Annotated in this window: 22 protein-coding genes; 7 read left to right on the forward strand and 15 right to left on the reverse strand. The window is 49.7% G+C overall.

Going from position 1 to position 26,190, the window contains the following annotated elements; genetic code table 11:
* The first annotated feature begins 163 nt into the window (after nucleotides 1–163).
* Entirely contained in the window at nucleotides 164–430 is a 267-nt protein-coding gene (locus ABWW03_RS12340; RefSeq protein ID WP_353408638.1) for a hypothetical protein, read from the forward strand.
* Between the two features lie 75 nt (nucleotides 431–505).
* On the opposite strand, the gene ABWW03_RS12345 is transcribed toward ABWW03_RS12340, so the two are convergent.
* A complete protein-coding gene (locus ABWW03_RS12345; protein WP_353408639.1) occupies nucleotides 506–2,284 on the reverse strand; it encodes a DUF885 domain-containing protein in 1,779 nt (592 codons plus the stop codon).
* Nucleotides 2,285–2,430: 146 nt separating this feature from the next.
* On the opposite strand from ABWW03_RS12345, the gene ABWW03_RS12350 reads away from it, so the two are divergent.
* A complete protein-coding gene (locus ABWW03_RS12350; protein ID WP_353408640.1) occupies nucleotides 2,431–2,667 on the forward strand; it encodes a DUF2970 domain-containing protein in 237 nt (78 codons plus the stop codon).
* A 166-nt stretch (nucleotides 2,668–2,833) separates the two neighbouring features.
* Here ABWW03_RS12350 and ABWW03_RS12355 read toward each other — a convergent pair whose 3' ends face one another.
* Entirely contained in the window at nucleotides 2,834–3,292 is a 459-nt protein-coding gene (locus ABWW03_RS12355; protein ID WP_353408641.1) for a MarR family winged helix-turn-helix transcriptional regulator, read from the reverse strand.
* Between the two features lie 499 nt (nucleotides 3,293–3,791).
* Here ABWW03_RS12355 and ABWW03_RS12360 point away from each other — a divergent pair, with 499 nt between their 5' ends.
* Together ABWW03_RS12360 and ABWW03_RS12365 are read left to right on the forward strand one after the other, a co-directional pair.
* A complete protein-coding gene (locus ABWW03_RS12360; protein WP_353408642.1) occupies nucleotides 3,792–5,456 on the forward strand; it encodes a nitrite/sulfite reductase in 1,665 nt (554 codons plus the stop codon).
* Nucleotides 5,440–5,934 carry a DUF934 domain-containing protein gene (locus ABWW03_RS12365; protein WP_353408643.1) on the forward strand — a complete coding sequence of 165 codons (495 nt, stop codon included), beginning with the start codon at nucleotides 5,440–5,442 and terminating at the stop codon, nucleotides 5,932–5,934. Before ABWW03_RS12360 ends, ABWW03_RS12365 begins: the two co-directional genes overlap by 17 nt.
* 76 nt (nucleotides 5,935–6,010) lie before the next feature.
* Here ABWW03_RS12365 and sohB read toward each other — a convergent pair whose 3' ends face one another.
* From sohB to ABWW03_RS12385, 4 genes are read right to left on the reverse strand one after another with little or no spacing between them, the layout of a single operon-like run.
* The gene (gene sohB / locus ABWW03_RS12370) at nucleotides 6,011–7,105 is read right to left on the reverse strand and encodes a protease SohB (RefSeq protein WP_353408644.1); all 1,095 of its coding nucleotides are present in this window, start codon (nucleotides 7,103–7,105) and stop codon (nucleotides 6,011–6,013) included.
* Between the two features lie 22 nt (nucleotides 7,106–7,127).
* Nucleotides 7,128–7,778, reverse strand: a complete 651-nt coding sequence (locus tag ABWW03_RS12375; RefSeq protein WP_353408645.1) for a hypothetical protein — start codon at nucleotides 7,776–7,778, stop codon at nucleotides 7,128–7,130.
* Between the two features lie 34 nt (nucleotides 7,779–7,812).
* The gene (gene nudC, locus ABWW03_RS12380) at nucleotides 7,813–8,643 is read right to left on the reverse strand and encodes an NAD(+) diphosphatase (protein WP_353408647.1); all 831 of its coding nucleotides are present in this window, start codon (nucleotides 8,641–8,643) and stop codon (nucleotides 7,813–7,815) included.
* The gene (locus ABWW03_RS12385; protein WP_353408648.1) at nucleotides 8,640–10,349 is read right to left on the reverse strand and encodes a pilus assembly protein; all 1,710 of its coding nucleotides are present in this window, start codon (nucleotides 10,347–10,349) and stop codon (nucleotides 8,640–8,642) included. Before ABWW03_RS12385 ends, nudC begins: the two co-directional genes overlap by 4 nt.
* Before the next feature lie 509 nt (nucleotides 10,350–10,858).
* On the opposite strand from ABWW03_RS12385, the gene nhaB reads away from it, so the two are divergent.
* Together nhaB and ABWW03_RS12395 are read left to right on the forward strand one after the other, a co-directional pair.
* On the forward strand, nucleotides 10,859–12,361 hold the full coding sequence (nhaB, locus tag ABWW03_RS12390) for a sodium/proton antiporter NhaB (protein ID WP_353408649.1): 1,503 nt from the start codon (nucleotides 10,859–10,861) through the stop codon (nucleotides 12,359–12,361).
* A gap of 102 nt (nucleotides 12,362–12,463) precedes the next feature.
* Nucleotides 12,464–13,051, forward strand: a complete 588-nt coding sequence (locus ABWW03_RS12395; protein WP_353408650.1) for a DUF488 domain-containing protein — start codon at nucleotides 12,464–12,466, stop codon at nucleotides 13,049–13,051.
* Nucleotides 13,052–13,119: 68 nt separating this feature from the next.
* On the opposite strand, the gene rraA is transcribed toward ABWW03_RS12395, so the two are convergent.
* The 3 genes from rraA to ABWW03_RS12410 all read right to left on the reverse strand — a co-directional run bounded on the left by rraA (nucleotide 13,120) and on the right by ABWW03_RS12410 (nucleotide 14,927).
* Nucleotides 13,120–13,611 carry a ribonuclease E activity regulator RraA gene (gene rraA / locus ABWW03_RS12400; RefSeq protein ID WP_353408651.1) on the reverse strand — a complete coding sequence of 164 codons (492 nt, stop codon included), beginning with the start codon at nucleotides 13,609–13,611 and terminating at the stop codon, nucleotides 13,120–13,122.
* Between the two features lie 97 nt (nucleotides 13,612–13,708).
* Nucleotides 13,709–14,011 (reverse strand): Rieske (2Fe-2S) protein, encoded by a 303-nt coding sequence (locus tag ABWW03_RS12405; RefSeq protein WP_353408652.1) that lies wholly within the window; start codon nucleotides 14,009–14,011, stop codon nucleotides 13,709–13,711.
* Nucleotides 13,971–14,927 (reverse strand): alpha/beta fold hydrolase, encoded by a 957-nt coding sequence (locus tag ABWW03_RS12410; protein WP_353408653.1) that lies wholly within the window; start codon nucleotides 14,925–14,927, stop codon nucleotides 13,971–13,973. The genes ABWW03_RS12405 and ABWW03_RS12410 overlap by 41 nt, the downstream gene beginning before the upstream one ends.
* 450 nt (nucleotides 14,928–15,377) lie before the next feature.
* Between ABWW03_RS12410 and pabB the strand changes: the two genes are divergently transcribed.
* Entirely contained in the window at nucleotides 15,378–16,814 is a 1,437-nt protein-coding gene (gene pabB, locus ABWW03_RS12415; protein ID WP_353408654.1) for an aminodeoxychorismate synthase component I, read from the forward strand.
* Nucleotides 16,815–16,912: 98 nt separating this feature from the next.
* On the opposite strand, the gene ABWW03_RS12420 is transcribed toward pabB, so the two are convergent.
* The 6 genes from ABWW03_RS12420 to ccmD form a co-directional block, all read right to left on the reverse strand.
* Nucleotides 16,913–19,480 (reverse strand): TonB-dependent receptor, encoded by a 2,568-nt coding sequence (locus tag ABWW03_RS12420; RefSeq protein WP_353408655.1) that lies wholly within the window; start codon nucleotides 19,478–19,480, stop codon nucleotides 16,913–16,915.
* A gap of 366 nt (nucleotides 19,481–19,846) precedes the next feature.
* Nucleotides 19,847–22,435, reverse strand: coding sequence for a TonB-dependent receptor plug domain-containing protein (locus tag ABWW03_RS12425; RefSeq protein ID WP_353408656.1), 2,589 nt, complete (start codon nucleotides 22,433–22,435; stop codon nucleotides 19,847–19,849).
* A gap of 402 nt (nucleotides 22,436–22,837) precedes the next feature.
* Nucleotides 22,838–23,368 (reverse strand): DsbE family thiol:disulfide interchange protein, encoded by a 531-nt coding sequence (locus tag ABWW03_RS12430; protein ID WP_353408657.1) that lies wholly within the window; start codon nucleotides 23,366–23,368, stop codon nucleotides 22,838–22,840.
* Between the two features lie 71 nt (nucleotides 23,369–23,439).
* Nucleotides 23,440–25,413: a heme lyase CcmF/NrfE family subunit gene (locus ABWW03_RS12435; protein WP_353408658.1), complete on the reverse strand. Its 1,974-nt coding sequence runs from the start codon at nucleotides 25,411–25,413 to the stop codon at nucleotides 23,440–23,442.
* 14 nt (nucleotides 25,414–25,427) lie between these two features.
* Complete coding sequence (gene ccmE, locus ABWW03_RS12440; RefSeq protein WP_353408700.1) at nucleotides 25,428–25,916, reverse strand: cytochrome c maturation protein CcmE; 489 nt, start codon at nucleotides 25,914–25,916, stop codon at nucleotides 25,428–25,430.
* 70 nt (nucleotides 25,917–25,986) lie between these two features.
* Nucleotides 25,987–26,187: a heme exporter protein CcmD gene (gene ccmD / locus ABWW03_RS12445; protein WP_353408659.1), complete on the reverse strand. Its 201-nt coding sequence runs from the start codon at nucleotides 26,185–26,187 to the stop codon at nucleotides 25,987–25,989.
* Nucleotides 26,188–26,190 lie beyond the last annotated feature (3 nt).

The following is a 26,190-nucleotide window of genomic DNA, read 5'->3' on the forward strand; positions in this document are numbered from 1 at the left end:
AGCGAGAGGCCAACGAATACCCATCAGCCTCAGGGGAATATTGCCAAGCCACGAGCAATGTGAACACTTTTCAGGCAAATACCACCAAATCCAGGGTCCAGATCAATACATCACAGCCGATTTTGTTTATGATCAAGCCATAACACAACACAGGAAAATCACCATGCAATACGATGTTTTTAAAGAAGTGCTGAAGGCATTTCCCATCGGGCGGTATCTGGTCAATAGCTTTCAACTGCGCAATTTGATCCAGCACGAGGGCTGCAAAGGGGTTTCAACCCGTATTTTGCATGTAGGAACTATTTTACTGGACAAAGACGACCTCTGCGCTCGCCTGGCCAGTGACTCCCATCCTCGTCTGGACGACATTAAAATCACCTGCCTTGACGGTGAAATCATTATCGACAATCCAGATCTGGGCTGTCAGTAAGCCGTATCCCGGCCCTAAAAAAACGGCAGCCATATAGCTGCCGTTTTAACATCCATTTTCACATCAACCGAAGAATCACGACACCTTCTTCTGCTCCGCCACCCACTCCTTGATCAGCTGTTCCAACACTGACAAAGGCACGGCACCATTGGTGAGCACTTTCGTATGGAACTCACGCAAGTCGAATGCCTCGGCCAATTCCTTTTCTGCAAACTGACGCAGCTCCCGAATTTTCAACTCACCCATTTTGTACGCTAACGCCTGACCAGGCCAAGTAATGTATCGATCCACTTCTGTGGTGATGTTGTGCAGAGACAGCGCACTGTTGTTCACCATAAAGTCGATAGCTTGCTGCCGGGTCCACCCCTTCGCATGCATACCGGTATCGACGACCAACCGCAGCGCGCGCCACATCTCATAGGTTAAACGCCCGAAACGTTCGTAAGGGGTGTTGTACATTCCCATTTCTTCGCCCAGGTACTCAGCATACAAGGCCCAACCTTCACCAAAGGGATGAAAGTAGTAAAAGCGGCGGAACTCGGGCAAATCCTGAAGCTCATTTTGAATCGATATTTGCAGATGATGCCCAGGTACCGCTTCATGCAAAGTTAAAGCGGGCAGTTCATACAAAGCCCGGCTTTTCAGATCGTAGGTATTGAGAAAATACTTACCCGCACGTGTCCCGTCGGCTGCACCGCGCTGGTAATAGGCCGGAGTGACTTTGGGTGCAATTTGATCGGGCACCTTCTCGATGCCATAGGGGTTACGCGGCAGATAGGAAAAGAACTCCGGTAATTTGCCATCCATATCTTTTGCAATAGCGGCCGCAGCGGCCATGTAACCTTTTTCAGTTTTAGGGTAAAACTGAGGATCGGTACGCAGGAAATCCAGAAAAGCTTTGAAATCTCCGTCGAATTCAACTTCCGCCATAATGGCTTTCATTTCTTCACGAATGCGTTTCACTTCACTCAAACCAATCTTGTGCACCGCTTCAGCATCAGTATCAACGGTCGTGTAATACTTAACGAAGTGATCATACAGTGCTGCGCCGTCTTCAACCGAAGAAATACCGACAATTTTTCGACACGCTGGTAGGTAGTCCTCGAGATAAAAATCCAGATAGGCTTGATATTTGGGCAACACATGCTTGGCGATTACCGTTTTGGCGTCTGCCTGCAACTTGGTTTGGGTTTGAGCATCCATCGTACTCGGCAGGTTTTTCAGCGGCCCGTAGAAATCAGATTCTTCTACCGGCTTAATGTATCCTCGAATGCCCTCTTCATAGCCAAGCAGAGTTTCACAAGGCTGGGTATTGGCACTGCGAATGCCTTCGCGCATCAGTGCCATGTTATCGTCAGCGAACTTTTCAAAAGCGGCAAGACGTTGAATGTAGTTTTTGGCATCCTGCTCATTTTTAATGCGAACGCGTGGTGCCGAACGCGCAAAGCCATCATGCCAACCGGCATAGGTGGTAAACGTATAATAATGCCAATTGAAGTCCATGGTGCGACGCTCATGGCGCAACATCCAGTCAAACAATTGATAGTTGACCTTCTGCTGAGCGCTTAATTGATCAACATTGATTGTTTTCAGTTGCTGCAAAGAGACATCCAGCAATTGCTGCGCATCGGCACGACCACGGTCATCCACACGTCCCAATTTATCGCTGTGACGCATGTCGCCGTTAAGATTCGCCTGTAACGGATTTTGATTAAGATAACCATCCCAGTACTTGGCCATTAACGTCTCTAGACGCTGATCGGCATTGGCCGAAGCTAACGTAGCAGCCGAACTCAACAGCCCCACCCCACAAAGCTTCCAGGCACTCTTCATTATATTTTGGCGTAACAACATATCCTCTCCAAAGACCTCTTTTGATATCAGCTGAATCTTTGCACTAGCTGAATACTTTTTAAGCCGTTAACATAGTGCGCTAGGCCTCTACGAGCAGACCTTACACATGTTACTTTGCCGCTAAATTATTATTAAGACGGATAATTATGATAAGTCCCCAAGAGCAGCAGGAAGATACGGTGAGCAGCCAACGCAGCAAACCAGGTTTTGTATCCTTAGTCGTCAGCACTCTCGCGGCAGCCTTTGGCGTACAAACCGATAAAAACCGTGAACGCGACTTCCAACATGGCAACATTTACAGCTTTATCGCTGCAGGCGTTATATTTACCGCTTTGTTTGTGGTCGGCACAGTGTTTCTGGTGAAATTTATTTTGGCCACTTAGATGATCTCAGTCCCATCTTCGCCTCGGCCCGCATCAAACCAAAACACAGCGGCTTGAATTCAGGCACAAAAAAACCCGGCGTGTAAACCGGGCTCTTAAACTCATTCAAAGTACAGCAATATAAAGTACAACAATTTAATGCGGTACTGCTGTCATACGGGACGAGTCAGTGCGGCTCAACACCTAACTGCTTGAGCAAAACCCGCACCTGCCCATTGAGCGCCACAACATTGTCGGTCCCCAGCGAAGTATTTAAACGTCGCTGGTGCTCATCGGCCTGTTGATTCAGAGTAAAAATAATACGGCTGCCTCTAGGCGTCAGGCACAGCTGGACACAGCGACGATCAACACCGTCCTGCTTCCGCTCCAATAAGCCTTTTTTAGCGAGGCGATCGGCCAAGCGTGTCACCGCCGAACGATCAATGCCAAGATAATCTGCCACTTGAGCCGGAGTCTGTGCAATTTGATGGTATAAGACATTCATTACCATCCATTGCGGCCAGGTGACGTCCGTATCCGCTAAATTTCTATTGAAAGATTCCTGGAGCTCGTGACTTGCTCGGCCTAGCCAAAACAAAAAACTGTCGTCCAGACGAAATCCATGACTGCTACTTAAAGTTTCCATAACACACCCTTTTTTGTGATTACGGAGTAGCAGGCCCTGTTCCCTTAATTACTATCACTCTATGGTGATTTTATGGACTTTTTATTGCCCGCTAATCCAAAAAATGCAGGTAGCCACGAATATTGTTATTAAGGCTACTGCTGCAATTGCATCTGCAGTACTGTCCGCTTGGTCTTGAAGAGTTACATCATCGCTCATAGTTATAGCTCCGCCTGTTATAGTTTATTCAATGTACGAAGTAGCTACTTTTGATTGTATCCCTAATACTTTGGGCTGCAAGATGATTTTTGCCATATTCTCATTTGTTCTTAACATATGAATACGCAATAGTTTTATATTCTATCGAGAGCTGGTATCGTGCCGCTCTACGCGTGAATCTAGGGGTATTATAGGCAAAATGCAGCAAAAGACCGCATATCCAGTCCTACCCCAAGCAATGGAATATTCCCCTAGGTAGTATTCTGATTTTGATACCATTTGCTTATGATGGCCTGAGAATATGTACATCTACGACCAGCACGACCATAGCATCTTGCAACAGCGGGTTGAGCAGTTTCGCCAACAAACTGAACGTTATTTAGCCGGCGATCTCGCCGAAGAAGCCTTTTTGCCACTGCGCCTGCAGAATGGCCTATACGTACAACGTCTTGCCCCGATGCTACGGGTCAATGTCCCCTATGGCATGATCAATAGTCGCCAACTGCGTCGAGTTGCTCGCGTAGCCCGGGACTATGATAAGGGCTATGTGCACATCAGCACCCGCCAGAATATCCAGTTCAACTGGCCTGATCTTGCGGACGTACCTGCTATTCTGGCCGAACTGGCCGAAGTTGAAATGCATGCCACCCAGTCCAGTGGTAACTGTATTCGCAACACCACCGCTGACCAGTTCGCCGGCATTGCCGAAGATGAGCTGCTGGACCCGCGCCCATACTGCGAAATCATCCGTCAGTGGTCGACTTTGCACCCCGAGTTCGCGTTCTTGCCTCGCAAGTTCAAAATTGCAGTAAATGCCGCGAAAGAAGATCGTGCCGCCAGCCAAGTACACGACATCGGTCTGGATCTGTATGAAAATGAAGCCGGCGAAACCGGTTTCCGCGTTCGCGTCGGTGGTGGCCTGGGTCGTACCCCTCTGATCGGCAGCGTGGTTCGTGAATTCCTGCCCGAACAGGAACTGCTGAGCTACTTGGACGCCGTATTGCGTGTATACAACCAGAAAGGCCGTCGCGACAACAAATACAAGGCTCGCATCAAAATTTTGGTCAAAGCCATGGGCCCCGAAGCCTTTGCCGAATTGGTTGAAGCCGAATGGGAACGCATTCGCGATGGTTACACCCGCCTGACTCAAGAAGAAATTGATCGCGCCAAGAGCTTTTTTACTGAGCCGAGCTATCAATCTTTTGACAGTGCCGCTATCGATGCCGCGATTGCTGAACAACGTGCAGAATCAACCGCATTTGATAAATGGCTGACTCGCAATGTTCGTCAGCACAAAAAAGCCGACTACGCATCAGTCACCCTGTCTTTGAAGCCCACCGGCGTGGCCCCAGGTGATGTTACCGATAAGCAACTGGACATCATTGCCGATCTGGCGGATGAGTACAGTTTTGGCGAAGCTCGCACCACACATGAGCAAAACATTGTGTTGGGTGATGTTGAAAAGGCCCGTTTGTTTGAGCTGTGGGAAAAAGTCAAAGCAGCCGGTTTTGCAACACCTAACATCGGCACCCTGACGGACATCATTTGCTGCCCGGGTGGCGATTACTGCTCCTTGGCAAACGCCAAATCCATTCCGATTGCCGACGCCATTCAACGCCGCTTCTCGGATATGGACTACCTCTACGATTTAGGCGAACTGGATCTGAACATCTCCGGCTGCATGAACGCCTGTGCCCACCATCACGTTGGCCACATTGGTATTCTCGGCGTTGATAAGAAAGGCCAGGAGTTTTACCAGGTTCAATTGGGCGGCAGCGCCGGCAATGACACCAAGCTGGGCAAAGTACTCGGCCCGGCTTTTGATGCTGAAGATATCCCTCTTGTTCTCGAAAAGATTCTTAACATTTTTGTCGAAAACCGTATTGAGGGCGAAGAATTTTTACAGACCTATCAACGTATAGGGATGGCGCCATTTAAGGAACGAGTCTATGCCAAAGATCATTAAAGACGGCCAGGTTTACGAAGATTCCTGGCAATCCTTATCACTGAGCGAAGGCGACTCCGCCTCGGCAGTGAAGGTACCCGAAGGCCAGTGGATTGTTCCTCTGAACGTTTGGCTGGAACAAAAAGGCACACTGAAAAGCCGGAGTGACGTAGGCGTTCAAATCAGCATTGATGACGACATCGAACTGCTGGCCGACGATTACGCGAACCTACCCCTGTTGGCTTTTGACTTCCCGGCCTTTATGGATGGCCGTGGCTTTTCAGCGGCTTTTTTGATTCGCGATCGCTTTGGTTTTCAAGGTGAACTGCGGGCCAGCGGCGCGTTCATCCGTGATCAGCTGTGCTATTTGCAACGCTGCGGCTTTAACGCTTTTGCACTGAATGAAGAAGATCTGGAAGCGGCCAAAGCCTCATTAGCCGATTTGCAGGAAGCCTATCAAGCTTCGGCGGACAAGGCGCCCTTGTTTCGCCGCCGCTAGAACAGCGATACTGTTCATGCATAAAAAAGCCCCGTAATCCGGGGCTTTTTTATTTCCGCTAGTCCAACCAACGATCTTACCAAAAGCGGCGTTGATGGGCTCGACCCCACCACTTTGTGGCCAAACGATCAATACTCGCCTCAACGGAGAGACCCAGCTTTTCTGCCACCGTCTTTTTATGGGTGTAGCTGAGCTGATAAATTTCGCGCTCTTTCGCTTGCGTCTGCAAATACTCATCACTGGTTTGAATCGCATCAATCAAGTGATTGTCTATAGCCTTGATACCGTACCAAACTTCACCGGTTGCCACGGCCGCCATATCAAGATTCGGACGACGTTCACTCACATAGTGTTTGAACAAATCATGAGTTTCTTCAAGCTCTTCAACAAACTTGGCGCGACCTTTTTCGGTGTTCTCACCAAACATGGTTAAAGTGCGCTTGTATTCACCCGCAGTCAGAACTTCCATGTCGACATCGTGCTTTTTCAACAGACGATTGAAATTAGGCAGCTGAGCCAATACACCAATAGAACCGAGCAAGGCAAAAGGTGCCGCCAGAATTTTATCCCCCACACACGCCATCATATAGCCGCCACTGGCCGCAACCTTATCGACACAGATGGTCAAGCTTAAATCGGCTTTGCGAATACGATCCAGTTGACTGGCCGCCAAACCATAGCTGTGCACCATGCCTCCGCCACTTTCCAAACGCAGTACAACTTCGTCGCCGGCCTCAGCGATGGTTAACAGCGCGCTAATTTCTTCTCGCATGGACTCCACAGGGCTGGCTTTGACGTCACCATCAAAGTCCAACACATACGTGCGCCTTGGCTTTTCATCAGCGACGCGTTCTGCATCGTCACCTTCTTCAGCTGCAGTACTTTCTTTTACTTTTTTCTTAGCTTCTTTCTTCGCGTCTTTTTGTTCCTGCTTTTTAACTTTAGCTTCTTCTTTTTGCAGGTTTTTGTAGGCTTCCTGGTCCAAAGTTGCTGCACGCAATTGCTCGCGATACTGATCGTACTGATCGTTCAGCTTTTTAACCTCGATTGAGCCCTGTTCTTCATTCGCACCACGCTTGGCAGATGCCAGGATAGCGGCCACGAAACCAATGGCGATAACAATGGTAATCGCCTTGGCCAGAAACAGGCCATACTCACTCAAAAACTCCAAAATACTCTCCTATCGATGCGCACTAGCGCCATTGATTCAGTGCTTCACTGGCCTTCTCATTGAGCGGCTTTGCCGCCAGGCCATTCGCACTCAGGCTAATTTCATACAAACCGTCATCAACCATTGGCATAAAAGTCGCACTGCCAAACGTAGTACGTTGCAAGGACAAACGACGGTAGTTGTTTTGCAACAGCGCCCAGATATCAACACTGAGGCTGTCATGTAAGGAGTGAACACTGCGTTCACTGTCGCGCTCTTGCCCAAGGGCATAGTAACGACCACTAATGCGATCCAGGCGAAACCCCGGCTTCAATCGCAGCAGCCCACCAAACTCTGGCCAGCGAATGATACGGGCATCCACTTGCCACTGATCACCCTTTAATTCAAAGCGTTGCTCTTGGCCATTATCAAACAGCACATTCACTTCAAATTCCTGAGGCGCCAGCTCGCGGGTGCTGAGCGTCGCAATCACCTTAGGCTCGTTAAGCTGTTGATAGCTATAAATGTCGTAAGCCGCCAGACCAACCAACACTGCCATGACAATGACGGCGCTCGCGCAACAACCACGAATAAATCCGAGTAGCCAACCGGTGCGCAATACCATGCGCAGGCCAAAATACAGCAGTAATACGCTCAGCATTCCTATGCCGATGGCCAAGCTTATGTAAACCATGCCATACCCTTTGTTGCTCGTAACTGAATAATATTTAGCTAAAACTGTCGACAAACTCTTGTATCAACTGCCCGGAAATACTTTCCGTTGGAGGTACAAGAGGCAATTCGCTGTAATGATACCAGTCAGCTTCCGCAATTTCCTCTTCATCAATAAGGATATCGCCGGATTTATACTCTGCCCGGAATCCCAGCATCAGTTGGCCCGGGAAAGGCCAAGACTGGCTGCCTTGATAGATGAGCCCCTGCACTTGAATGCCCACTTCCTCAAACACTTCGCGGGCCACACACTGCTCGGCACTTTCGCCGGCTTCGATAAAACCGGCCAGACAGCTGAACATCGGTGTTTTATATCGTTGATGACGCGCCAGCAGGCAATGCTCGCCACGGGTCACCAACACAATAATACAGGGGGATATGCGAGGATAGCTGTGCAAACCACAATGGTTACAGGCGCGTGCTCGATCCTTGGGATGGTAGTGGGTTTCCTGACCACAATGCCCGCAGAAACGGTGATTACGGTCCCACTGGCAGATCTGGCTGGCGCGGCCAAGGAGTTCAAACTCTGCCTCGTTCAAGTGCGGCAGTAGCTGACGCAAGCCCTGCCATTGGCCATCGCTCATGGCATCGCTGGATTCTAGATAGATGGCAAAATAATCCTGGCCATCGAATTCAGCCACGTAATGTACATCGTCAAGAGCGAGACCGAGGGCCATGGCATTCACTTGCCACCAATCAAAACCAACGGTCTGCCAATGCTGATCACTGGCCCAAACGCCCTCCTCGGCGATGAGGAGAATGGCGCAACCCGCTTTAAAGTTTTGCGCCGCTTTGCTTAAATCCTGCGGGTGAACGATCCGGCTCATTCATCTTCAGCCGGAACAGAAACAGGGAACCCCAGAGACATCATGCTCTCTTCACCCAAAATCAAAATCGATTCATCAGCCTGCTGCAGGGCGCCATAGCTGGCCAGGAAATATTCCAGACTGATGATGGCATCGGCTAGTGTTTCCAATAAGGTATCTAGCGCTGGAGGCTGTGCGCCGGAGAGCAAAATTTGATCAACAAATTGCTGGATAGAATGCACCATGGCACCCGCGCGCTTCAAACCAATCATATTCAACCCACCACGTACACTGGCAATGGTGTGGCTGATATTACCAATATGGTTCAGATCATAGTTCGCTTCAGAATAGGATGACAGCGCTCGTTTCACCATCATTAAACCGGATTGGCTCTCACTGATGACAATAGCTTCGGCTTCCGCCAACTGGTTACCCGCAACAGCTTCACGAGTCGCCAAATGATTGAGTTGATCCAGGTTGTCGTCCGAGAGGGATAAGTTTTCCAGGCCCGCTACGGTGCTTTCCACGTAAACCAGAGCATCGGCAACCGCAACCAAACCTTCACTCTTGTATTCCACTTCGCCGTCGTGCCAATCTTGAATTTTTCTCACTTGCTCACGCATGATGTCATGGGCGCGGCTGAGGCCAAGAACCGATAAGGCATCAGTGATCCGCTCTAGCGTGGCAATTAGCTCTTCAAAATCAACGATCAGATTTTCACCGGCCTGAGAGGCCATCTCAAGAATCGACTGGCTGACTTTAAATTCTTCGGCCAGCGCCTGAACCACGGAGTGCACCGTATTCAGACTCGGGCCGTGTAACTCCGACTGGAATTTTTTCAGCTCAACTTCGCTATACCAAGGAGTCTCCGCCAAACATTCCTGCAATTGTTCCGTCAGATCTTCATCGGGCAGCCCCTGGCTGGCGAGGTACAACAGCTCACGTAACAACTCCAGCTTAGGAGGCTGGTCAAGAACCGCCTCACCTTCCTGCTGCAAACGACGTATCTCGCGATCAATATTACGCAACAAGATTTTTCGGCTGGCAGTCAGCGTAACGCCCTGCTGTAAAGCATTAACGGCTGCACCAGCAACCCACCAGAAGGTGGCAAAACGATAACCTCCGCAAATAGCCTGCAATCTCTGCAGAGAACGCTCCATTAAGCCCAAGGCATTCATATTGGGAGAGCGAATGGTTTGCAGCAAACCGAGCTGGTACATATGACGCAGCCGGCGGCACAGGCCGCTGAACTCTTCACGAATACTGCTGCTGCTTTTATCGGGTGCCTTCAGTAAATGCAGATTGGCCGGAAAGAAATAACTCTCAGGCAGCGGTGCTTGCTGACTGCATGCGCGCAACTCATTAATCTGTGGCAGCAATAAATCAGGCAGATTCAATTTACGCTGGGCGGTCAGTTCAAGATAACGAGGCAGAATAAACAGGCTGGCACTGATTGCGGCAAAATCGTCTGTTCCTACAGCACGACCTTGGGAAATCGCCTCCAACAAACGCAGCAGTTCACTGCTAAGCAGCTCCACCCCACTCAATTGCACCATCCGTAGCGCCCCGTGAATTTGGGACACCAACGCGATTGCATCACCGAGCAAATCCATGTTGTCGGTTTCCCGGCTGAACTGCTCCAGCTTTACCACCGCCATCTCAACATTGGAATTGAGCTCAGGGGAGACCAAACTCAGAGAAACGAGTTGTTTGTATAAATCCGTCACCGCATATTACCTTCTGGGCGATTCCTGTCTTGTGAGCTATTGCTCGGCTGCATTGTGCATGACCCGGCGAACAACCCACACCTCCTGTTCAAAAAATACACTAATTGCCGTATTTGCAAACAAATACACCCATGTATTACTCATAAATTAAGGCATATTTGTTGGAACGAAAATGTTACTCGAACCGCAGTCTAACGCGATTATGAAATTCATTTTCGGACGCGGTCGGCAGAAGACCTGATCGCGTGGAAAAAACAAAGGGGGACAGTAACATAGACCAGTAAAAGCTGGCTAGCTGGAGAGTGATAGAACGCGAATTGACGCCTGTTTACTCTTTTTTTGTCGCTTTATCAGGCGTCCACTGATCAGAAAATAATCCATTTTAAAGCAAAGGTGCTAATAATCTCTTAAATCAGGTCGCTGTAGGATAAAGCGGTGGATTTCTGGCGGTGAATGTCTAAAATCAACGCAACCAATGATGATGATAGCAACAGCTAAGGATTCTTATAATGACCAAAACCATGGGCCAGGCGCTCACCAGCAATTTTCTCGGGCACGCCCCAGACTGGTACAAAAAAGCCATTATCGCCTTCTTAGTCATCAACCCTATTTTGATGATCACTGTCGGTAAATACGTCACCGGTTGGGTAATCATTTTGGAGTTCATTTTTACTCTGGCCATGGCCTTAAAATGCTATCCATTACAGCCAGGAGGGTTGTTGGCCATTGAAGCCATTGCGATGGGCATGGCCACGCCGGAAGCGGTAAAAGACGAACTGTTTGCCAACTTCCCGGTTATTTTATTGTTGATGTTTATGGTGGCCGGTATCTTCTTTATGAAGGACCTGCTGCTCTACCTCTTTACCAAGATTCTCCTCGGCATACGCTCGAAAATGCTGCTGTCCTTTTTATTCTGTTTTGCATCAGCTGTTCTTTCAGCCTTTTTGGACGCACTGACCGTTACTGCCGTTCTGATTACCGTTGCGGTTGGCTTTTACTCGGTGTATCACAAAATCGCCTCGGGTAAGAAATTCCACCACGATCACGATCATGGACAAGATGAAGAAGTTTACGAGTACCACCGTGAAGATCTTGATCAATTCCGTTCTTTCTTGCGCAGCCTGATTATGCATGGTGCTGTAGGCACCGCTCTCGGCGGTGTATGTACCGTTGTGGGCGAGCCTCAAAACCTGCTGATTGCGAACGTTGCTGGCTGGGACTTCATGACCTTCGTTAAGATCATGGCACCTGTGACCATGCCTGTTTTGGCGGCGGGCTTGGCAACCTGCTTGCTGCTTGAGAAGACGGGTTGGTTCGGCTACGGCGCCACCTTGCCAGAATCTGTGCGTAATGTTCTGGAAGACTTCGCTGAAGAAGAAGACAAAAAACGTTCTATCAAAGACAAGGCAGCCCTGATCATTCAAGCGATTGTTGGCCTTATCCTGGTGGTTGCCCTTGCGAAACACATTGCCGAGGTTGGCTTGATCGGTTTGATGATTATCGTTTTGCTGACCGCGTTTAACGGTATTATCGACGAGCATCAGATTGGCCACGCTTTTGAAGAAGCCCTGCCATTTACTGCTCTGCTGGCAGTTTTCTTCGCGATCGTTGCCGTGATTCATGCTCAGCATTTGTTTCAGCCAATTACGGCATTGGTTCTTTCTCTGGATCTTGAGCAGCAAGCACCGATGCTCTTTTTGGCCAATGGCATCTTGTCCATGATTTCAGATAATGTGTTCGTAGCAACCGTTTACATCAATGAAATTAAATCGGCATTGGATTCCGGCTCCATTGATAAAGAACACTTCGATAAGTTAGCTATTGCCATTAACGCCGGTACCAACCTACCTTCCGTTGCGACTCCAAATGGTCAAGCGGCCTTCTTGTTCTTACTGACGTCAGCATTGGCGCCGTTAATTCGCTTGTCTTATGGCCGCATGGTGATTATGGCTGTACCTTACACCTTGGTGCTCGGTAGCGTCGGCCTGGCTTGCGTTATCGCCTTTATTTAAATTCTTTAAAAGGGCAGCATGAGCTGCCCTTTTTACTCCCCTGCTCTTTTCCATTTATCTTCCCTGCCTCTTTAATCTGCAAGACAGCTTACCGTTAACACCATGGCAACGATTTACACCATTGGCTATGCCACCAAAAGCTACCCCGTTTTTCTGGAACAATTGAAGCGTTATAAAATCAGCGCACTGGTAGACGTTCGTTCTGTTCCATTCAGTGCGCGCTTCAAGGAATTCGACCAGCCCAACTTGCAAAGAGCTCTACCCAAGGAAAAAATTCACTACATTTACATGGGCGATCATTTGGGGCCTCGTTCAAAAGATCCGAGCCACTACCACGAAAACCGTCAAATTGATTTCGACAAACTTAATCAAAGCCGTCTGTTTTTACAGGGGATTGAGCGTTTGAACCAAGGACTTAAAAAACACTACACCATCGCAATGATGTGCGCTGAAAAAGATCCGGCCAGTTGTCATCGCAGTTTATTGATCGCCAAATTTATCGCTGAACAAAATGATTGGACGGTCGAGCATATTCTTCATGAGGGCGAATTGGAAAGTCAGCCGGCGCTGATGGCCCGATTGGTAGAAGAACAGGGATTACGCTGCGATATGCTCAGCGATGAAGCCAGCATCACCCGACAGGCCTATGATGCACAATGCCAGGCAGTTAACTATAAAAGGCCGGAATAAACGAAGCACATCCACGAAACGGATTGGCGGTAATATGAATACCTACGCGCCAACCCATGCGCCACGGGTCAATCGGGCATTTTCAAGGCTTCACGGCTGACCACAACACCATTGCTGTCCGCGTAGACATACTCGCCAGGAATAAAGTCCACGCCCGCAAAACTCACCGTTACGTTTAAATCACCCAGGCCTCGCTTTTCCGTTTTCAATGGAATGGTCCCCATCGCCTGAACACCCAGGTCAAGAGTTGCCATAACCGCCGCATCGCGAATGCAGCCATAGATAATGATACCTTCCCAACCGTTTTTCACCGCGTTTTCGGCAATCATATCTCCCAACAACGCTCTACGTAGCGAGCCACCGCCATCGACCACCATGACTTTTCCACGGCCATCGGTACCCGCCTGCTCTTTGACAAGAGAGTTATCTTCGTGGCATTTAATCGTCACAATTTGCCCACCGAAGTTTTCGCGGCCACCGAAATTACGCGTGATGGTAGGAATGGTAACTCGAACTTGATCCGGGTAGGCATCACATAAATCAGGGGTTGCAATAGTCATCAAGTTTCCCTTGCTAAGAGACTGAAAAGTTCATCTTAGCAGGCCAAAGCGAAAACCAAAGCTATAGCCGATATTCAGGAAAATTATGGTTTAGGGTTTAGAGCTCAATACCCAGGGTATCGCCATCATACGCGGGAGGATAGTGGCCCAGGCGCAGGCTGGGCTGCTCAAGACATCGAAGATCACTTAAACGAAAGCCCAAACCATGAGCGGGGCAACGCAGGACCTGCCCATCACAACTGCCCTGGGCAAGAGAGCGTCCGGCGTGGGGGCAACGGGCATCAAGGAGATAACGCCGCCCCTCTTCCTGAAGCAGCAGAATTTCACGGCCAGCAACACGAAAGCTGGCGCGGTAACCATCAACAAGCTGGTGCAATTTGATCAGTGGGTAAAAGGCCAAGCGGAAGCTCCAACTGCCCGAACCAATGTTCCAGGGGCTGCCAAAAGGCTTCCAGCTGTCTGGCATCAGCCAGCTGCTCCAACAAGGATTCCGCCTCATCAGATCCCCCATCCAGACGAGTAAGCTTGCCCTGCTCAAGCAGTTTAAGCAAGCCGGCATCGCCACGCTGGGCATCTGCAGAGCGCTGCATGGCAAGAGGCACACTCAAACCAGCAAGCACAGACCACAAATCCACATTCAAACTGCGCCCACGACGACCGAACACACCCTGCTCACGCCACAGCTGGTGGCGCAGGGCTTTAGGCTCCAGTTCGGGGCCTAAAGCAGGATTGCGAATATCACTGAAACTCACCATATCCGCCAGATGATTGGCCAGGGGCAAGCGGCGCAAACTGCCAGACGGAAATGGGTCTCCAATACCGACCGCGGCGGCCACCGTGTTTTCAAGCAATGCTCCACTGGTGAGGGACATCAACAGGGCACCAAAGCCTTCGGCATGCCCAACCCAAAGGGGCGCTCGGCCACACACTTCGGCCACAAACGCGACGGCTGCAGGAATATCGTAACGGGCATAATCCGCCAGCGTGTTGGATTCAAAACTCTCATTGAGAACAGACAGACCATGACCACGGGCATCCAGCAACCAAACATCCAGCCCCTGCCTTGCCAGCATAGGGCCCAGGCCTGAATAATTTTCACCCAGCCACATCTGGTGATTCTGATAACAGCCGTGAAACAGAATTAAAGGCGGATGTTCAATGTGCGAAATATCTCTGGCACCAATACGCGTGATGGCCAGCTCAACACTTTTATCCGGACTGTTATTAGGCTTGATTACGTACACGTCCTCGAGCAAGTCGCCACGGGACTCTGCACTTTCTAAACGGACAGGAAATAATCGGCTGCTACTTTTCACTTGTTATCCTTTTTATCACCCAAGAGGTCTTGCTTTTTGGTTTCGCGAAAGCGCGCTTGATGAACGTCATTCGCGGTGATTATTTTTCATTCAACTGCTTTTTTATACTCAAGCAAATAACCACAATGTAGCCTGAACAAGTATAGGTGAAATCTTGGATTCGCCAGGAAAATATTCCGGAAAAAATCAGAATATTTTTCTATAAGACGAGCCTCGCCTTAATCGGAAAATTTTTATCTTTACAATTGAAACACTTGCAAGATGATGCTCAGCTGAATATTGAAGTTTTCTCTCCAAACCCTTGTCCGCAGAGCTATCCTTTATGACAAAAATGTGTCTGCAAATACGAATTTTACGCAAGAGAGAAAAACAGGGCTATTACAGAAAATAACACGGTCCCCACCTGAGCCGAGCAACGTCGATTCAAAACTTTCACGACGATTTTGCTCTATGTCAGGCATACCGTTAAAATGCGGGGTTTTAGCCAGCAGCGCGGCCGCCAAAACCCTTATGCTTTGTTTCGATCTTCCTTATTTTCCAGATAGCGCCGAATTATTCAAGCGCATTTCAGATTTAAACGATGCCGTTTGGCTGGACAGCTGCAGTCACGGCGAACGCAGTGGGCGCTATGACATCATGTCTGCCCAGCCCCTGCGCACGTTAATCCACAAAAACGGCCACAGTTTCATCTGCGAAAAAGGCGACAAACGGGAATATCGGGGCGACTTTTTCCAGCTGCTGGATGAACAAATTCAAAGCCTGCCCAGTGAGTGCGCCAATAACCAGATTTTTTGTGGCGGCTTGATTGGTTACATCAGCTACGACTTCGGGATGCAGCTGCCATTTAATGAGGTGTCCGCCAGCCCGAACAAACTGCCTTTGGACGATGCCCAACTTGGGCTCTATAGCTGGGCCTTGGTGCAGGATCATCACAGCCAGCGCAGCTGGTGTCTCGGGCCTGACCTCGGCGAAGACCAGCAAGCGGTTATCGCCAACATCGTCGCCCGCTGTCAGCGCCCGTGGGCACCTACCCGCACAAGCGACGACTATCGATGCGAGCCCTTTCAAGCCCAAATCACCGCCGAGGAATACCGGGAAAACATCGCCCGAGTCCAAGACTACATTCAGGCGGGTGACTGCTATCAGGTAAACTTCGCTCAAAAATTCAGCGCGCTTTTTGAAGGCTCCGCACTGGCGGCCTACCTCAAACTCCGCCAAGCCCTACCCTCGCCCTTCAGCGCCTTTATGAAGCTCGATAGAGGGGCCATCCTGAGTCACTCCCCTGAGCGCTTTATTCGTGTACAGGGCGACCAGGTCGAAACCAAGCCCATCAAGGGCACCATTCCTCGCGGTGATGATCTGGACAGTGATCGTCAGTTGGCCCGCGAGCTCCAGAGCAGCGACAAAGACCGCGCCGAAAACTTGATGATTGTGGATCTGTTGAGAAATGACCTCAGCCGCAACTGCAAACTGGGCAGTGTGCGAGTTCCTGAGCTGTTCGCACTGGAAAGTTACCCTAACGTCCACCACTTGGTCAGCACGATTACCGGTAGCTTAGCGGAGGACTCCAGCGCTCTGGCACTGTTGCGGGACAGCTTCCCCGGAGGGTCCATTACCGGTGCTCCTAAAAAGCGCGCGATGGAGATTATTGCAGAGCTTGAGCCGGATGCTCGCTCAGTGTACTGCGGGAGCATGGTGTATATCAGTGCCAACGGCAATATGGACAGCTCGATCACCATCCGCACCCTGGTAGACGATGGCGAAGGCCAGATTCACTGCTGGGGTGGTGGTGGCATTACGGCGGATTCCAACAGTGACTCGGAATATCAGGAAAGTCTCACAAAGGTTATGAAACTGATGACCACCCTGCAAAACACAACACCTTGAGACAAGCCGACACCCAAAGCTGACAATTAACAACCTTGAAAACAAAAACGGCGACTAAACAGTCGCCGCTTTTGCTTAAGAGGGTGTTTGGGTGCTTTTTAGAAGCGGTAGCCCAAATCCACACCAACCATCCGGGGCAGACGACGAGCAACAGTGTGGGAGCCCACAGCACTACCCGGGCCGGTGTAATCCAGCAGATCGTCTTCATCGGTCAGGTTGTTTGCCCACAGAGCAACACTCCAGCTGTCATCTGAACTGATCAGACTGACACGGGCATTAACGGTAAAGTAATCCTCGATCTCCTCACCGCGCAGCTGACCGATACGATCATCAACCCAGTTGTAGTCTCCACGGAAAACCAGATCACCCACGCTTACCGGCACAGTGTATTCACCCATGATGTAGAACTTATGCTCTGGTGTGTTCGCCAACGGCTGACCGGTTTGGTCGCGCTCACCGAAGATCACGTCGTAACGGGTAATTTCAGTGTCCAGGAAGCTGTAGTTGGCCGACATAAAGAACGCGTCAGTCACAGACCAATACAATTCCATATCAACACCCTTACCTTCCGCATCGGCCGTGGTAATGTTGTAACTTGGAATGGCATTCGTTGGGCCAATCAACTGCAGATCCTGCTTGTTGTCATACTCGTAGAAGTACGCCGCTACGTTATAGCGCAGGTCACCTTCAAGGAAATCGCCCTTAAAGCCGATCTCATAGTTAGTCACTTCTTCCTGATCAAAGGTTGGCTTGATACCAGGACCAAAACTCAAGCTATTAAAGCCCCCAGACTTAAAGCCCGTTGCGACGCTACCGTAAACCATTGCGTCCTGGCTGATAAAGTAATCCACCACAAAACGACCGGACAGCGCGTCCCAGTCTTCGTCGTAACGCTGGATAACGTTGCCACCATCGTTACCGGCGTTAAAGAAGAACAAACCCAGTGGCAAAGGTTGACCAAGAATACTGGTTAGGAAGCTGTTTTCGGGACGGTAACCGGTTTGAACCGTAAAGCTCTTCTCATCGTAGGTATAACGCAGGCCGGCACTGATGTTCACCGAGTCATTCACCGCGTAAGTGAAGTCGGTGTACAAGGCCGTGCTTTCATAAGTACCAGTGTTGCGTACGGACTCATTCCAGGCAGGATCATTGTTCAGACGCGCTTGAATCTGTGGCAACAAACAACCACCAATCGCCGCAGTTGGACCCGCAGCGGCGGCTACATCACCAGCGTTACTAGGACCGCAGCTCACCAAATGCAAAGCACCGTATGGGCTGCTGGGGTTAAACGGGTTTGGGCTGGCCGCATAGGCAGAGAATAAGAAGCTGGACAAGGCCAGACCATTCAAGCCCGCGCCAACCAAGGTGCCACGCACACCATTGACGACTTCTGCAATTTCCTGTTCGGAGGAATTCCCATCGATACCCAGCTGCGCACCGGAAAGCTGCACGGGAGACGCCAGCAAGGCGTTCGGGTCAGCCAACAAAGCGTTATAGATCGCAAAATTTTCCAGCATGTTGGTGGTCGCAGTCGCTTCGGTAGTGTGATCAACATGCTCTTTGCTGTAGGCCGCACCTACGGTCCACTTCAAGTCTTCCCAATCGCCGACCAAACGAAACTCTTGTGAAAACTGGTCCTGATCATCAATGTTTTCAGAAGAAAAGTGATGGCCAGGATCAGAAGAACCATCTTCGTCGTTCACAAAATTTACGTTCATGGAACGGTACGCCGTGATCGACGTGAATGTCGCCGCTTCAAACTCGTGATTAACTTCAATGGAGGTACCAAACAGATCGCGCTCTTCCAAAGAAGTCGTGTCGAGAGATACATCACCGTATAAATCGAATGGGCCGTTTACGTTACCTGCCGCGTACACACTCTGAGTAGTGGTGTATACCGTACCGGAATTCTGAGACAACTCACTGTACTCGCCACGCCAAATGACTTCGGTATCGTCGGAGGCATCCCAACGAATGGAGCCGCGCACAGACTGGCTGTCCACGTCATTCAGATCCGGGCCATTCACATTATTCAAATAACCGTTGCGGCTATTAACGGTACCACTCAGACGCGCAGCTACAGTATCGCTGATGGGCTGGTTGATAACAAAGCTGGCTTTTTTCTTACCGTAATTACCCAAGCTCAGGTTAATGGCACGCTCGGCTTCATCGCCCGGCTTTTTGGTAATGTAATGAATGGCACCACCGGTTGCATTGCGCCCAAACAACGTCCCCTGGGGACCTTTCAGGATCTCGATTCGCTCGACATCTTCCAGAGGAATCTCGGCGCCTGCACCTCGCGCGGCATAAACGCCATCAACGTACAGGGCAATCGCCGGATCGGAACCTACGGTAAAATCGTCGGTTTGGATACCACGAACATTGTAGTTCGCCTGGGTTACACTCTCATTGTTCATTTCAACACCCGCCGTGGCACGGCCGATGTCACTGATGCTCTCGGCACCCATCTCTTTCAATGAGTCACCACTGAAAGCGGAAATAGAAATTGGAACATCCTGCAGGTTCTGTTCACGCTTTTGCGCGGTAACCACCACTTCCTCCAACAAGGAAGACGCCTGAACCCACATGGGTGTTGCAGTAACGGCACTGAATGCAACCGCTACAGACAGACTTTTAACGGGGAACGGAATTCGATTGTGTTTCATACTCTTCTCAAAATTTTGTTCTAAAAATAAGCAACTGCTAAAACAGTAAAAAGCGAATTATTATAGAACACCTGTTTCCGTAACCACTTTCCGAGCCACCCATTTACACTGTCTTTTTTCGCCAATTCAACGGGCATACCCTGCAACACGATTGTTTTTAAATCATCATGTGTATTTTTCAAACAAAGAATAAGAACGCATGGATTTTCAATCAAAATCACAGATTCGCATCACCGGAAATGCCATTCGGCATTGCGTTTACCCTGCGCCGTGAAAATGACTGCTTTTTGTACTCGATCAAAAAAATGACACGCATAAAAAAAGCCGGCGCAAAGGCCGGCTTTTCGCGTTGCTTCAGACGTTAAATTAAAAGTCTGCGCTGACGCGCATGTACCAGAAGGCACCGTTGAAACCGAATGGTGAAGTAATTGCGTGTTGCTGACCCAAGAAGTTCAGTACACCGTTACCTTCGCGATCAGGGTACTCGTCGAAGATGTTTTCACCACCAATGGCTACCGTGTATTTGTCATCAAAGACAACACGTGCTTCCAAATCAACCAGAACCGCACTGCCATAGCTGAAGACATCACTGCCGTCGCCTGGACCGAACAAGCCGCCAGTGGATTTCCAATCGCCGTAACGGTTCACGCGCAGCAAACCTTCAAAGATGTCCTGAGTGTAGTTGAAGCTCAACACACTGTTGTGCTCAGGCACCTGATTCTCAAGATCGAACACTCGACCATTGTTAATAGTACCCGACTTAATGTCAGAAACATCTTGCTGGTTATAGTTGTGGCGGAAATCCACATCCAGTCGACCATCACCCACTTCAAACGAGCTGTGGATATTCAAATCAACACCAGAAACATTGGATTCAAAACCGTTCACGAAGAAGTTACCGTTACTGCCCAGCAACAAAGAAGCGTTCGGGATACCCGCCGCCTGCAATTGCGCCAACTCAGAATCACCAATGGTGAAATTCTGCAGAGCAATACGATCTTCGATGGTAATGTCGTAGAAATCCATGGTAATAGTTGTGCTATCACCTGGGGTGTACACAAAACCAATCGTGTAACTGGTGGACTCTTCCGGAGTCAGATCCTGGGCACCCAGTGCAACGGCAATTGGGTGATTCACTGGGTAAGTACCACTTGGAATCAGGTTACCACTGGAATCTGAAGTGGTGGTGACGTTCAAGGTGTTCACCTGACCAGGAGTCGGAGCACGGAAGCCGGTGTTAGCCGTCGCACGTACTGCAAACTGCTCAGTAAATTCAAAACGACCGGAAATTTTCCAATCCAGAGTTGAACCGAACTCTTCAAAGTCTTCATAACGCAATGCTACCGCCGCAGACAGTTGGTCCGTCAGATCGGTTTCCGCATCGACATAGAAGGCATAACTTTCACTATCGAAAGTGCCGGCAGACTCAACTGGGAAGCCTTGGAAACCGTCGGAACCCAGACCGAAAATAGTCGTGGTTGGACCCGCTTGAATGGAAGCAGCATCGCCTGCACCAATTTTGTATGACTCTTCACGCCACTCGAAACCAAAACCCAGGTTCAGTGGAGAATCGTCCCAGGTTTTTACAAAGTCAGCGTTCAAGCCAGATTCTTCCTGAGTCAGCGTACCAGGCTTAAAGCTGGTCGGAGACAATCGACCCAAACTGGGGTTGATACTCTGTTGCAGAACGTATTCAACTTCGTTCTCAGCAGAACGTACACGTACATCCCAAGTCAGGTTTGGATTGAATTCGCCTTTCGCACCCAGAACAACACTGTAGTCACTGATGTTGGCACCAAACAATGGGCTGTAACCACCAGGGAATAATTCGTGAATCGGGTTACGCAGCACAAAACCGCTTGGACTGTTGCTGTCTGCTGTCAAATAATCTGCAGGGTTCAAGCCCTGGCTCACAATGCTGTTGACGATGTCTGCGGAGGCATTGTCTGGCAAGCCATCACCGTCGGCATCAATCTGCAAAGTGGTACGCGCAGCAATATTCTGCTGGTCTGCTGCCGTAGGCAGTACCGGTGTGCGGTAGAAGAAACCGGACAGAGTTTCGTTATCCAGATAAGAGAAGTTACCGTAAACTTCGGTCGTTTCGTTAATATCGATACCGGCATTCACAAACAGTTTCAGAGCTTCGATGTCGGGATCACCCCAACGCTGACCAAAACCGTTGTATGGCACATTACTGTCACCCACGATATCGCCCACGGACGCGGCATCAGGACGTGGCGTACCACGGCTGGTGATATCAGAAGCGCTGTATTCGATGGTGGTGTTGATAAAACCGTTTTCAGTCAGTGGCAAACCAAAGTTCGCGCTGACCATGGAACGCTCACCATCACCTTCGCTGTACTCACCGTATTGTGCCGCTAGGCTAAGGCCTTCATTGGAATCGTTGAGAACCAGGTTCACAACACCCGCAATGGCATCAGAGCCGTACTGGGCCGAGGCACCATCACGTAACACTTCAACGCGCTTGATGGCCGCTGATGGGAAGGCTGAAAAGTCGACACCCTGCGAACCCTGGTTAGTGGTACCCAGTGGCGCCAACTGCAGGTTAACCAGTGCAGAACGGTGACGACGTGTGCCGTTGACGGTAACCAAGGTGTGGTCAGGCGACAAGTTACGCAGCGTAACTGGACGAACAAACGCCGTACCATCCGCAATCGGGAAACGCTGGGTATTCAGAGACGGGGCAACTTTGGTTAATGAATCGGTTAGGTTAAAAGACGCCTGCTGACCCAATTCACCGCCACCCATAACATCAATCGGGGACAGGGTTTCTTCAGGGGACAAGCCTTCTTTACGGGTACCAATGGTGACAACTTCTTCAAGTAACTGATCATCACTATTGACCTGCGCCACCGTGGTATTTGCACTGGCAGCAACAGCTATCGCGAGGGCCGATTTTAAAAACAGGCGCTGCGAATACTTGCGGTTAGACATGGATGCTCTCCTATCACATGACCCATTTGGGCCGATTATTATTTTTTAGGGAGGTCTGGCAGTGAATGTTTTTTGTTCATTCTTATCTCTACCAGTCCGCTATGGTGCCGCGTTGATTCTTTATATTGCGACCCACCTTAGACGATGGAACTCACAGAAAATGCTTGAGCCATTTCGCTCGAGCACCGATCAACACTGACATTGGACGCAATTATTACAGTTTTAAATTGAAATATATATCTAAAATGCTGAATAAATCTTTGCTTTTATTTCGATAAAAAGTCTTAAACGACTTATATTTATTCAAATTAATCAAACTTACAGCACATTATAAAAATCTGGCGATAAATCGAAAGACGCCTCGTCGCTAAAAACGGGCAACTTATGGCTTGTTAGAACGGTCTATTTTTCGGAAAGCTCGTTGATGATAGGCATGAAATCCCGCTGCCAAACTTTGTCGTCCACAACCCCGACATGCTTGTGGCGGATAATGCCTTGTTGGTCGACCAGATAAGATTCTGGCGCACCAAATACCCCCAGATCCAGCCCAAGACGACCACTGCGGTCCATAACACTGTATTCATAAGGGTCTTTTAAATCGGCCAGCCACTGACGTGCGGCGTCGGGTTGATCTTTGTAGTTCACACCGACCACTCGCACGCCCTGCTCCGCTAACTCCAGCAAATAGGGATGCTCAACACGACACACCACGCACCAGGTGGCCCAAACATTGACCAAAGTGATTTTGCCCTCAAAATCCTTTTCGGTTTTCAGGGCATTTTCATCTTTTAAAATACCCAGCGAAAAGCTGGGAAAGGCTTTATCTTTCAAAGCCGAAGGCATTGCGGTGGGGTCCAGAGACAGCCCCTTCCACAACAAGGCTGCAAGACCAATAAAGATGGCGAGAGGAATAAAGAGTTTTAAACGCGCCATGATCGCTCCTGGCCAATAAACAATCGAAACCGTTCTCTCGCCGCCAAGGCAAACGAGAGAACATGAACACATCAGGCTGGGTTCAGCGCTTCCGCTTCCGGGCGTAACACTTTCAAACGACGATAACGCTTATCCGCTACCGCGATAAAACCGCCAAAGCCCATCATCAAGCACCCCAACCAAATCCACATGATAAAAGGTTTTACATAGACTCGGACCGCCCAAGCGCCCTCACCCAGATGTTCGCCCATTGCCATATACAAATCCCGCCCGATTGAGGAATCAACCGCCGCTTCGGTCATCATATTGCCACCGGAAAAATAACGTCGTTTTTCCGGCCCCAATGTTGCGACTTCCTGACCATCACGACTGACAACCACTTGAGCACGATCAGCGACGTAGTTTGGCCCACGAACCCCTTCTGTGCCTTCAAATGTAAACTCATAGGCACCGACACTCACGCTATCACCGGGCACGATACGCACATCACTCTGCACGCTGTAGATGGAACTTAGGCCACCACCAATTACTGTCAAACCCATACCCACATGAGCACACATCATGGCGTAGAAACTGGCGTTCATATTGAACAGCTGCGAAAACGTCGAACCGCGTTTTGCATTGGCTTTGTGCCACCAATCGCGCAAACTGACGGTAATCACCCAAAAGCCCAATGCGGCACAAAGCCAGCCTTTCCAATGGAAACTGTCGCCGTACATAAACGCGACCGCAAAGCCCATCAAAATCGCAGCCACAGCGGGCAACCACAAGAAATTAGCTAAGCGTTCGCCCTTACTTTTTTTCCACTGGGAAATCGAACCAATCCCCAACAGGAAACTGAGCGCCAACACCAAGGGCACAAAAAATGCGTTAAAGAACGGAGGGCCCACAGAAATGCGACCAAGCCCCATGGCATCAGCAATCAAGGGGTATAAGGTGCCCAACAACACGGTCAACATAATGACCATGAGTAACATATTGTTGAGCAGTAAAAACATTTCACGAGACATCCAGCCAAACGTCGCCACCGCTCGCATAGTCGGCGCTTTCAAGGCGTAGATCGTCAGAGAACCACCAACGACTAAGGCCAGGAACCCTAAAATAAAGACGCCCCGCTCCGGATCCGTTGCAAATGCATGCACCGACGTAATGACGCCAGAGCGAACCAGAAAGGTTCCCAATAGGCTCAAAGAGAACGCAAAAATGGCCAGTAAAATCGTCCAGCTTTTGAATACTCCCCGTTTCTCAGTAACCGCCAGAGAATGGATCAACGCTGTGGAAACCAACCACGGCATAAACGAGGCATTTTCAACTGGGTCCCAGAACCACCAACCGCCCCAACCGAGCTCGTAGTACGCCCACCAACTGCCCAAGGCGATTCCCAATGTCAGGAAGGCCCAAGCGGCGGTTGCCCAGGGACGAGACCATCGCGCCCAGGCACTGTCCAAACGCCCAGACAATAAGGCCGCAATAGCGAACGCAAAATTCACGCTCAATCCCACATAACCCATATACAGTACAGGAGGGTGAAAAATAAACGCCGGATCTTGCAGCAAAGGATTAAGATCGCGACCCTCACTGGGCGTGTCAGGCAGCAGGCGATCAAAAGGATTGGAGGTCAGCAGCATAAACAGCAAAAAGCCAATACACAAAAAGCCAAGCACCGAGAGCACCCGCGCCACCATAACCATCGGTAGGGATCGACTCAAACAGGCAACGGTAAAAGTCCACCCCGCCAACATCAGTACCCACAACAGAAAGGAGCCTTCATGGCCGCCCCACACCGCTGAAAATTTGTAGTACCAAGGCAACATGGAGTTTGATGTCGTTGCGACATAGGCAACGGAAAAATCACTTTCCATAAATGAAATGGTCAAACAGGCGTAAGCCAAGCCCACAAACACAAATACGCCAGTCGCCAGGCTGCGGCCACTGCGCATCCACAACAGATTATTTTGATAGCTGCCCAGCATAGGTATCGCGGCCAGCAAAAAAGAAAGGCCCAATGCGACAATGAGGGCAATGTGTCCAAGTTCAGCAGTCATCACGGCTCCAGAGATTAGTATTTTTTATTGCCTGACATATCCATGCCTTCACAACTGGCTTGGTGTGAAGTACCGGTTTCAGCACTGGCATTAGCCATGGCTTCTGCAACTTCCGGTGGCGTATAATTTTCATCGTGTTTCGCCAAGACCTGTTCTGCCATAAACACACCGTTCTGCACCTGACCATTGACTACTGCAGCTTCCCCTTCACTAAACAAATCCGGAAGAATACCAGTGTATTGTACCGGCATGTCTGCACTGCCATCGGTGATGGAAAAGCGTACCGCCAAATCGGTTTCGCTGCGTCGAACAGATCCTGGAACCACGCAACCACCCGCACGAATATTAACGCCTTCCGGCGCTTCGCCATTCACAAGCTTGGAGGGGGGATAAAACAAATTAATGTTTTTACTCAGTGCAAATGCCATCAGACCAATGGCCACTGAAGAAAAAACAACAATAAACAGGACGATCATCAAACGCTGTTTACGCACCGGGTGCATCGGCATAATACTTCTCTTTTTTATCAGAATCGTTAACGTTCAAGCAGGCCTTCAAGAGGCTCTTTTAGCTTTATTCCATGCTTTGGAAAGCTTGCTGTTCCGCCAGCTTTTCCTGACGTTGTAACTGTTTGCGAATCGCGTTTTTTCTCAACATCGGAGATAGCACGATATAACTAATAGCAATCACGGCCGCAATGTAACACGCCCAGACATAAGGGCCATGGCCAGCCATTGACATAAACTCGGCAAAACTTTCAAAACGAAATTGCATTTT

The sequence above is a fragment of the Pseudoteredinibacter isoporae genome, assembly GCF_040372805.1.
Lineage (GTDB): Bacteria > Pseudomonadota > Gammaproteobacteria > Pseudomonadales > Cellvibrionaceae > Pseudoteredinibacter > Pseudoteredinibacter isoporae_A.

Coding starts and splice junctions, on each gene's coding strand:
- ABWW03_RS12340 (WP_353408638.1), top strand. CDS start 164: ATGCAATACGATGTTTTTAAAGAAGTGCTGAAGGCATTTCCCATCGGG.
- ABWW03_RS12345 (WP_353408639.1), bottom strand. CDS start 2,284: ATGTTGTTACGCCAAAATATAATGAAGAGTGCCTGGAAGCTTTGTGGG.
- ABWW03_RS12350 (WP_353408640.1), top strand. CDS start 2,431: ATGATAAGTCCCCAAGAGCAGCAGGAAGATACGGTGAGCAGCCAACGC.
- ABWW03_RS12355 (WP_353408641.1), bottom strand. CDS start 3,292: ATGGAAACTTTAAGTAGCAGTCATGGATTTCGTCTGGACGACAGTTTT.
- ABWW03_RS12360 (WP_353408642.1), top strand. CDS start 3,792: ATGTACATCTACGACCAGCACGACCATAGCATCTTGCAACAGCGGGTT.
- ABWW03_RS12365 (WP_353408643.1), top strand. CDS start 5,440: ATGCCAAAGATCATTAAAGACGGCCAGGTTTACGAAGATTCCTGGCAA.
- ABWW03_RS12375 (WP_353408645.1), bottom strand. CDS start 7,778: ATGGTTTACATAAGCTTGGCCATCGGCATAGGAATGCTGAGCGTATTA.
- nudC (WP_353408647.1), bottom strand. CDS start 8,643: ATGAGCCGGATCGTTCACCCGCAGGATTTAAGCAAAGCGGCGCAAAAC.
- nhaB (WP_353408649.1), top strand. CDS start 10,859: ATGACCAAAACCATGGGCCAGGCGCTCACCAGCAATTTTCTCGGGCAC.
- ABWW03_RS12395 (WP_353408650.1), top strand. CDS start 12,464: ATGGCAACGATTTACACCATTGGCTATGCCACCAAAAGCTACCCCGTT.
- rraA (WP_353408651.1), bottom strand. CDS start 13,611: ATGACTATTGCAACCCCTGATTTATGTGATGCCTACCCGGATCAAGTT.
- pabB (WP_353408654.1), top strand. CDS start 15,378: ATGTCAGGCATACCGTTAAAATGCGGGGTTTTAGCCAGCAGCGCGGCC.
- ABWW03_RS12420 (WP_353408655.1), bottom strand. CDS start 19,480: ATGAAACACAATCGAATTCCGTTCCCCGTTAAAAGTCTGTCTGTAGCG.
- ABWW03_RS12425 (WP_353408656.1), bottom strand. CDS start 22,435: ATGTCTAACCGCAAGTATTCGCAGCGCCTGTTTTTAAAATCGGCCCTC.
- ABWW03_RS12430 (WP_353408657.1), bottom strand. CDS start 23,368: ATGGCGCGTTTAAAACTCTTTATTCCTCTCGCCATCTTTATTGGTCTT.
- ABWW03_RS12435 (WP_353408658.1), bottom strand. CDS start 25,413: ATGACTGCTGAACTTGGACACATTGCCCTCATTGTCGCATTGGGCCTT.
- ccmE (WP_353408700.1), bottom strand. CDS start 25,916: ATGCACCCGGTGCGTAAACAGCGTTTGATGATCGTCCTGTTTATTGTT.
- ccmD (WP_353408659.1), bottom strand. CDS start 26,187: ATGCAATTTCGTTTTGAAAGTTTTGCCGAGTTTATGTCAATGGCTGGC.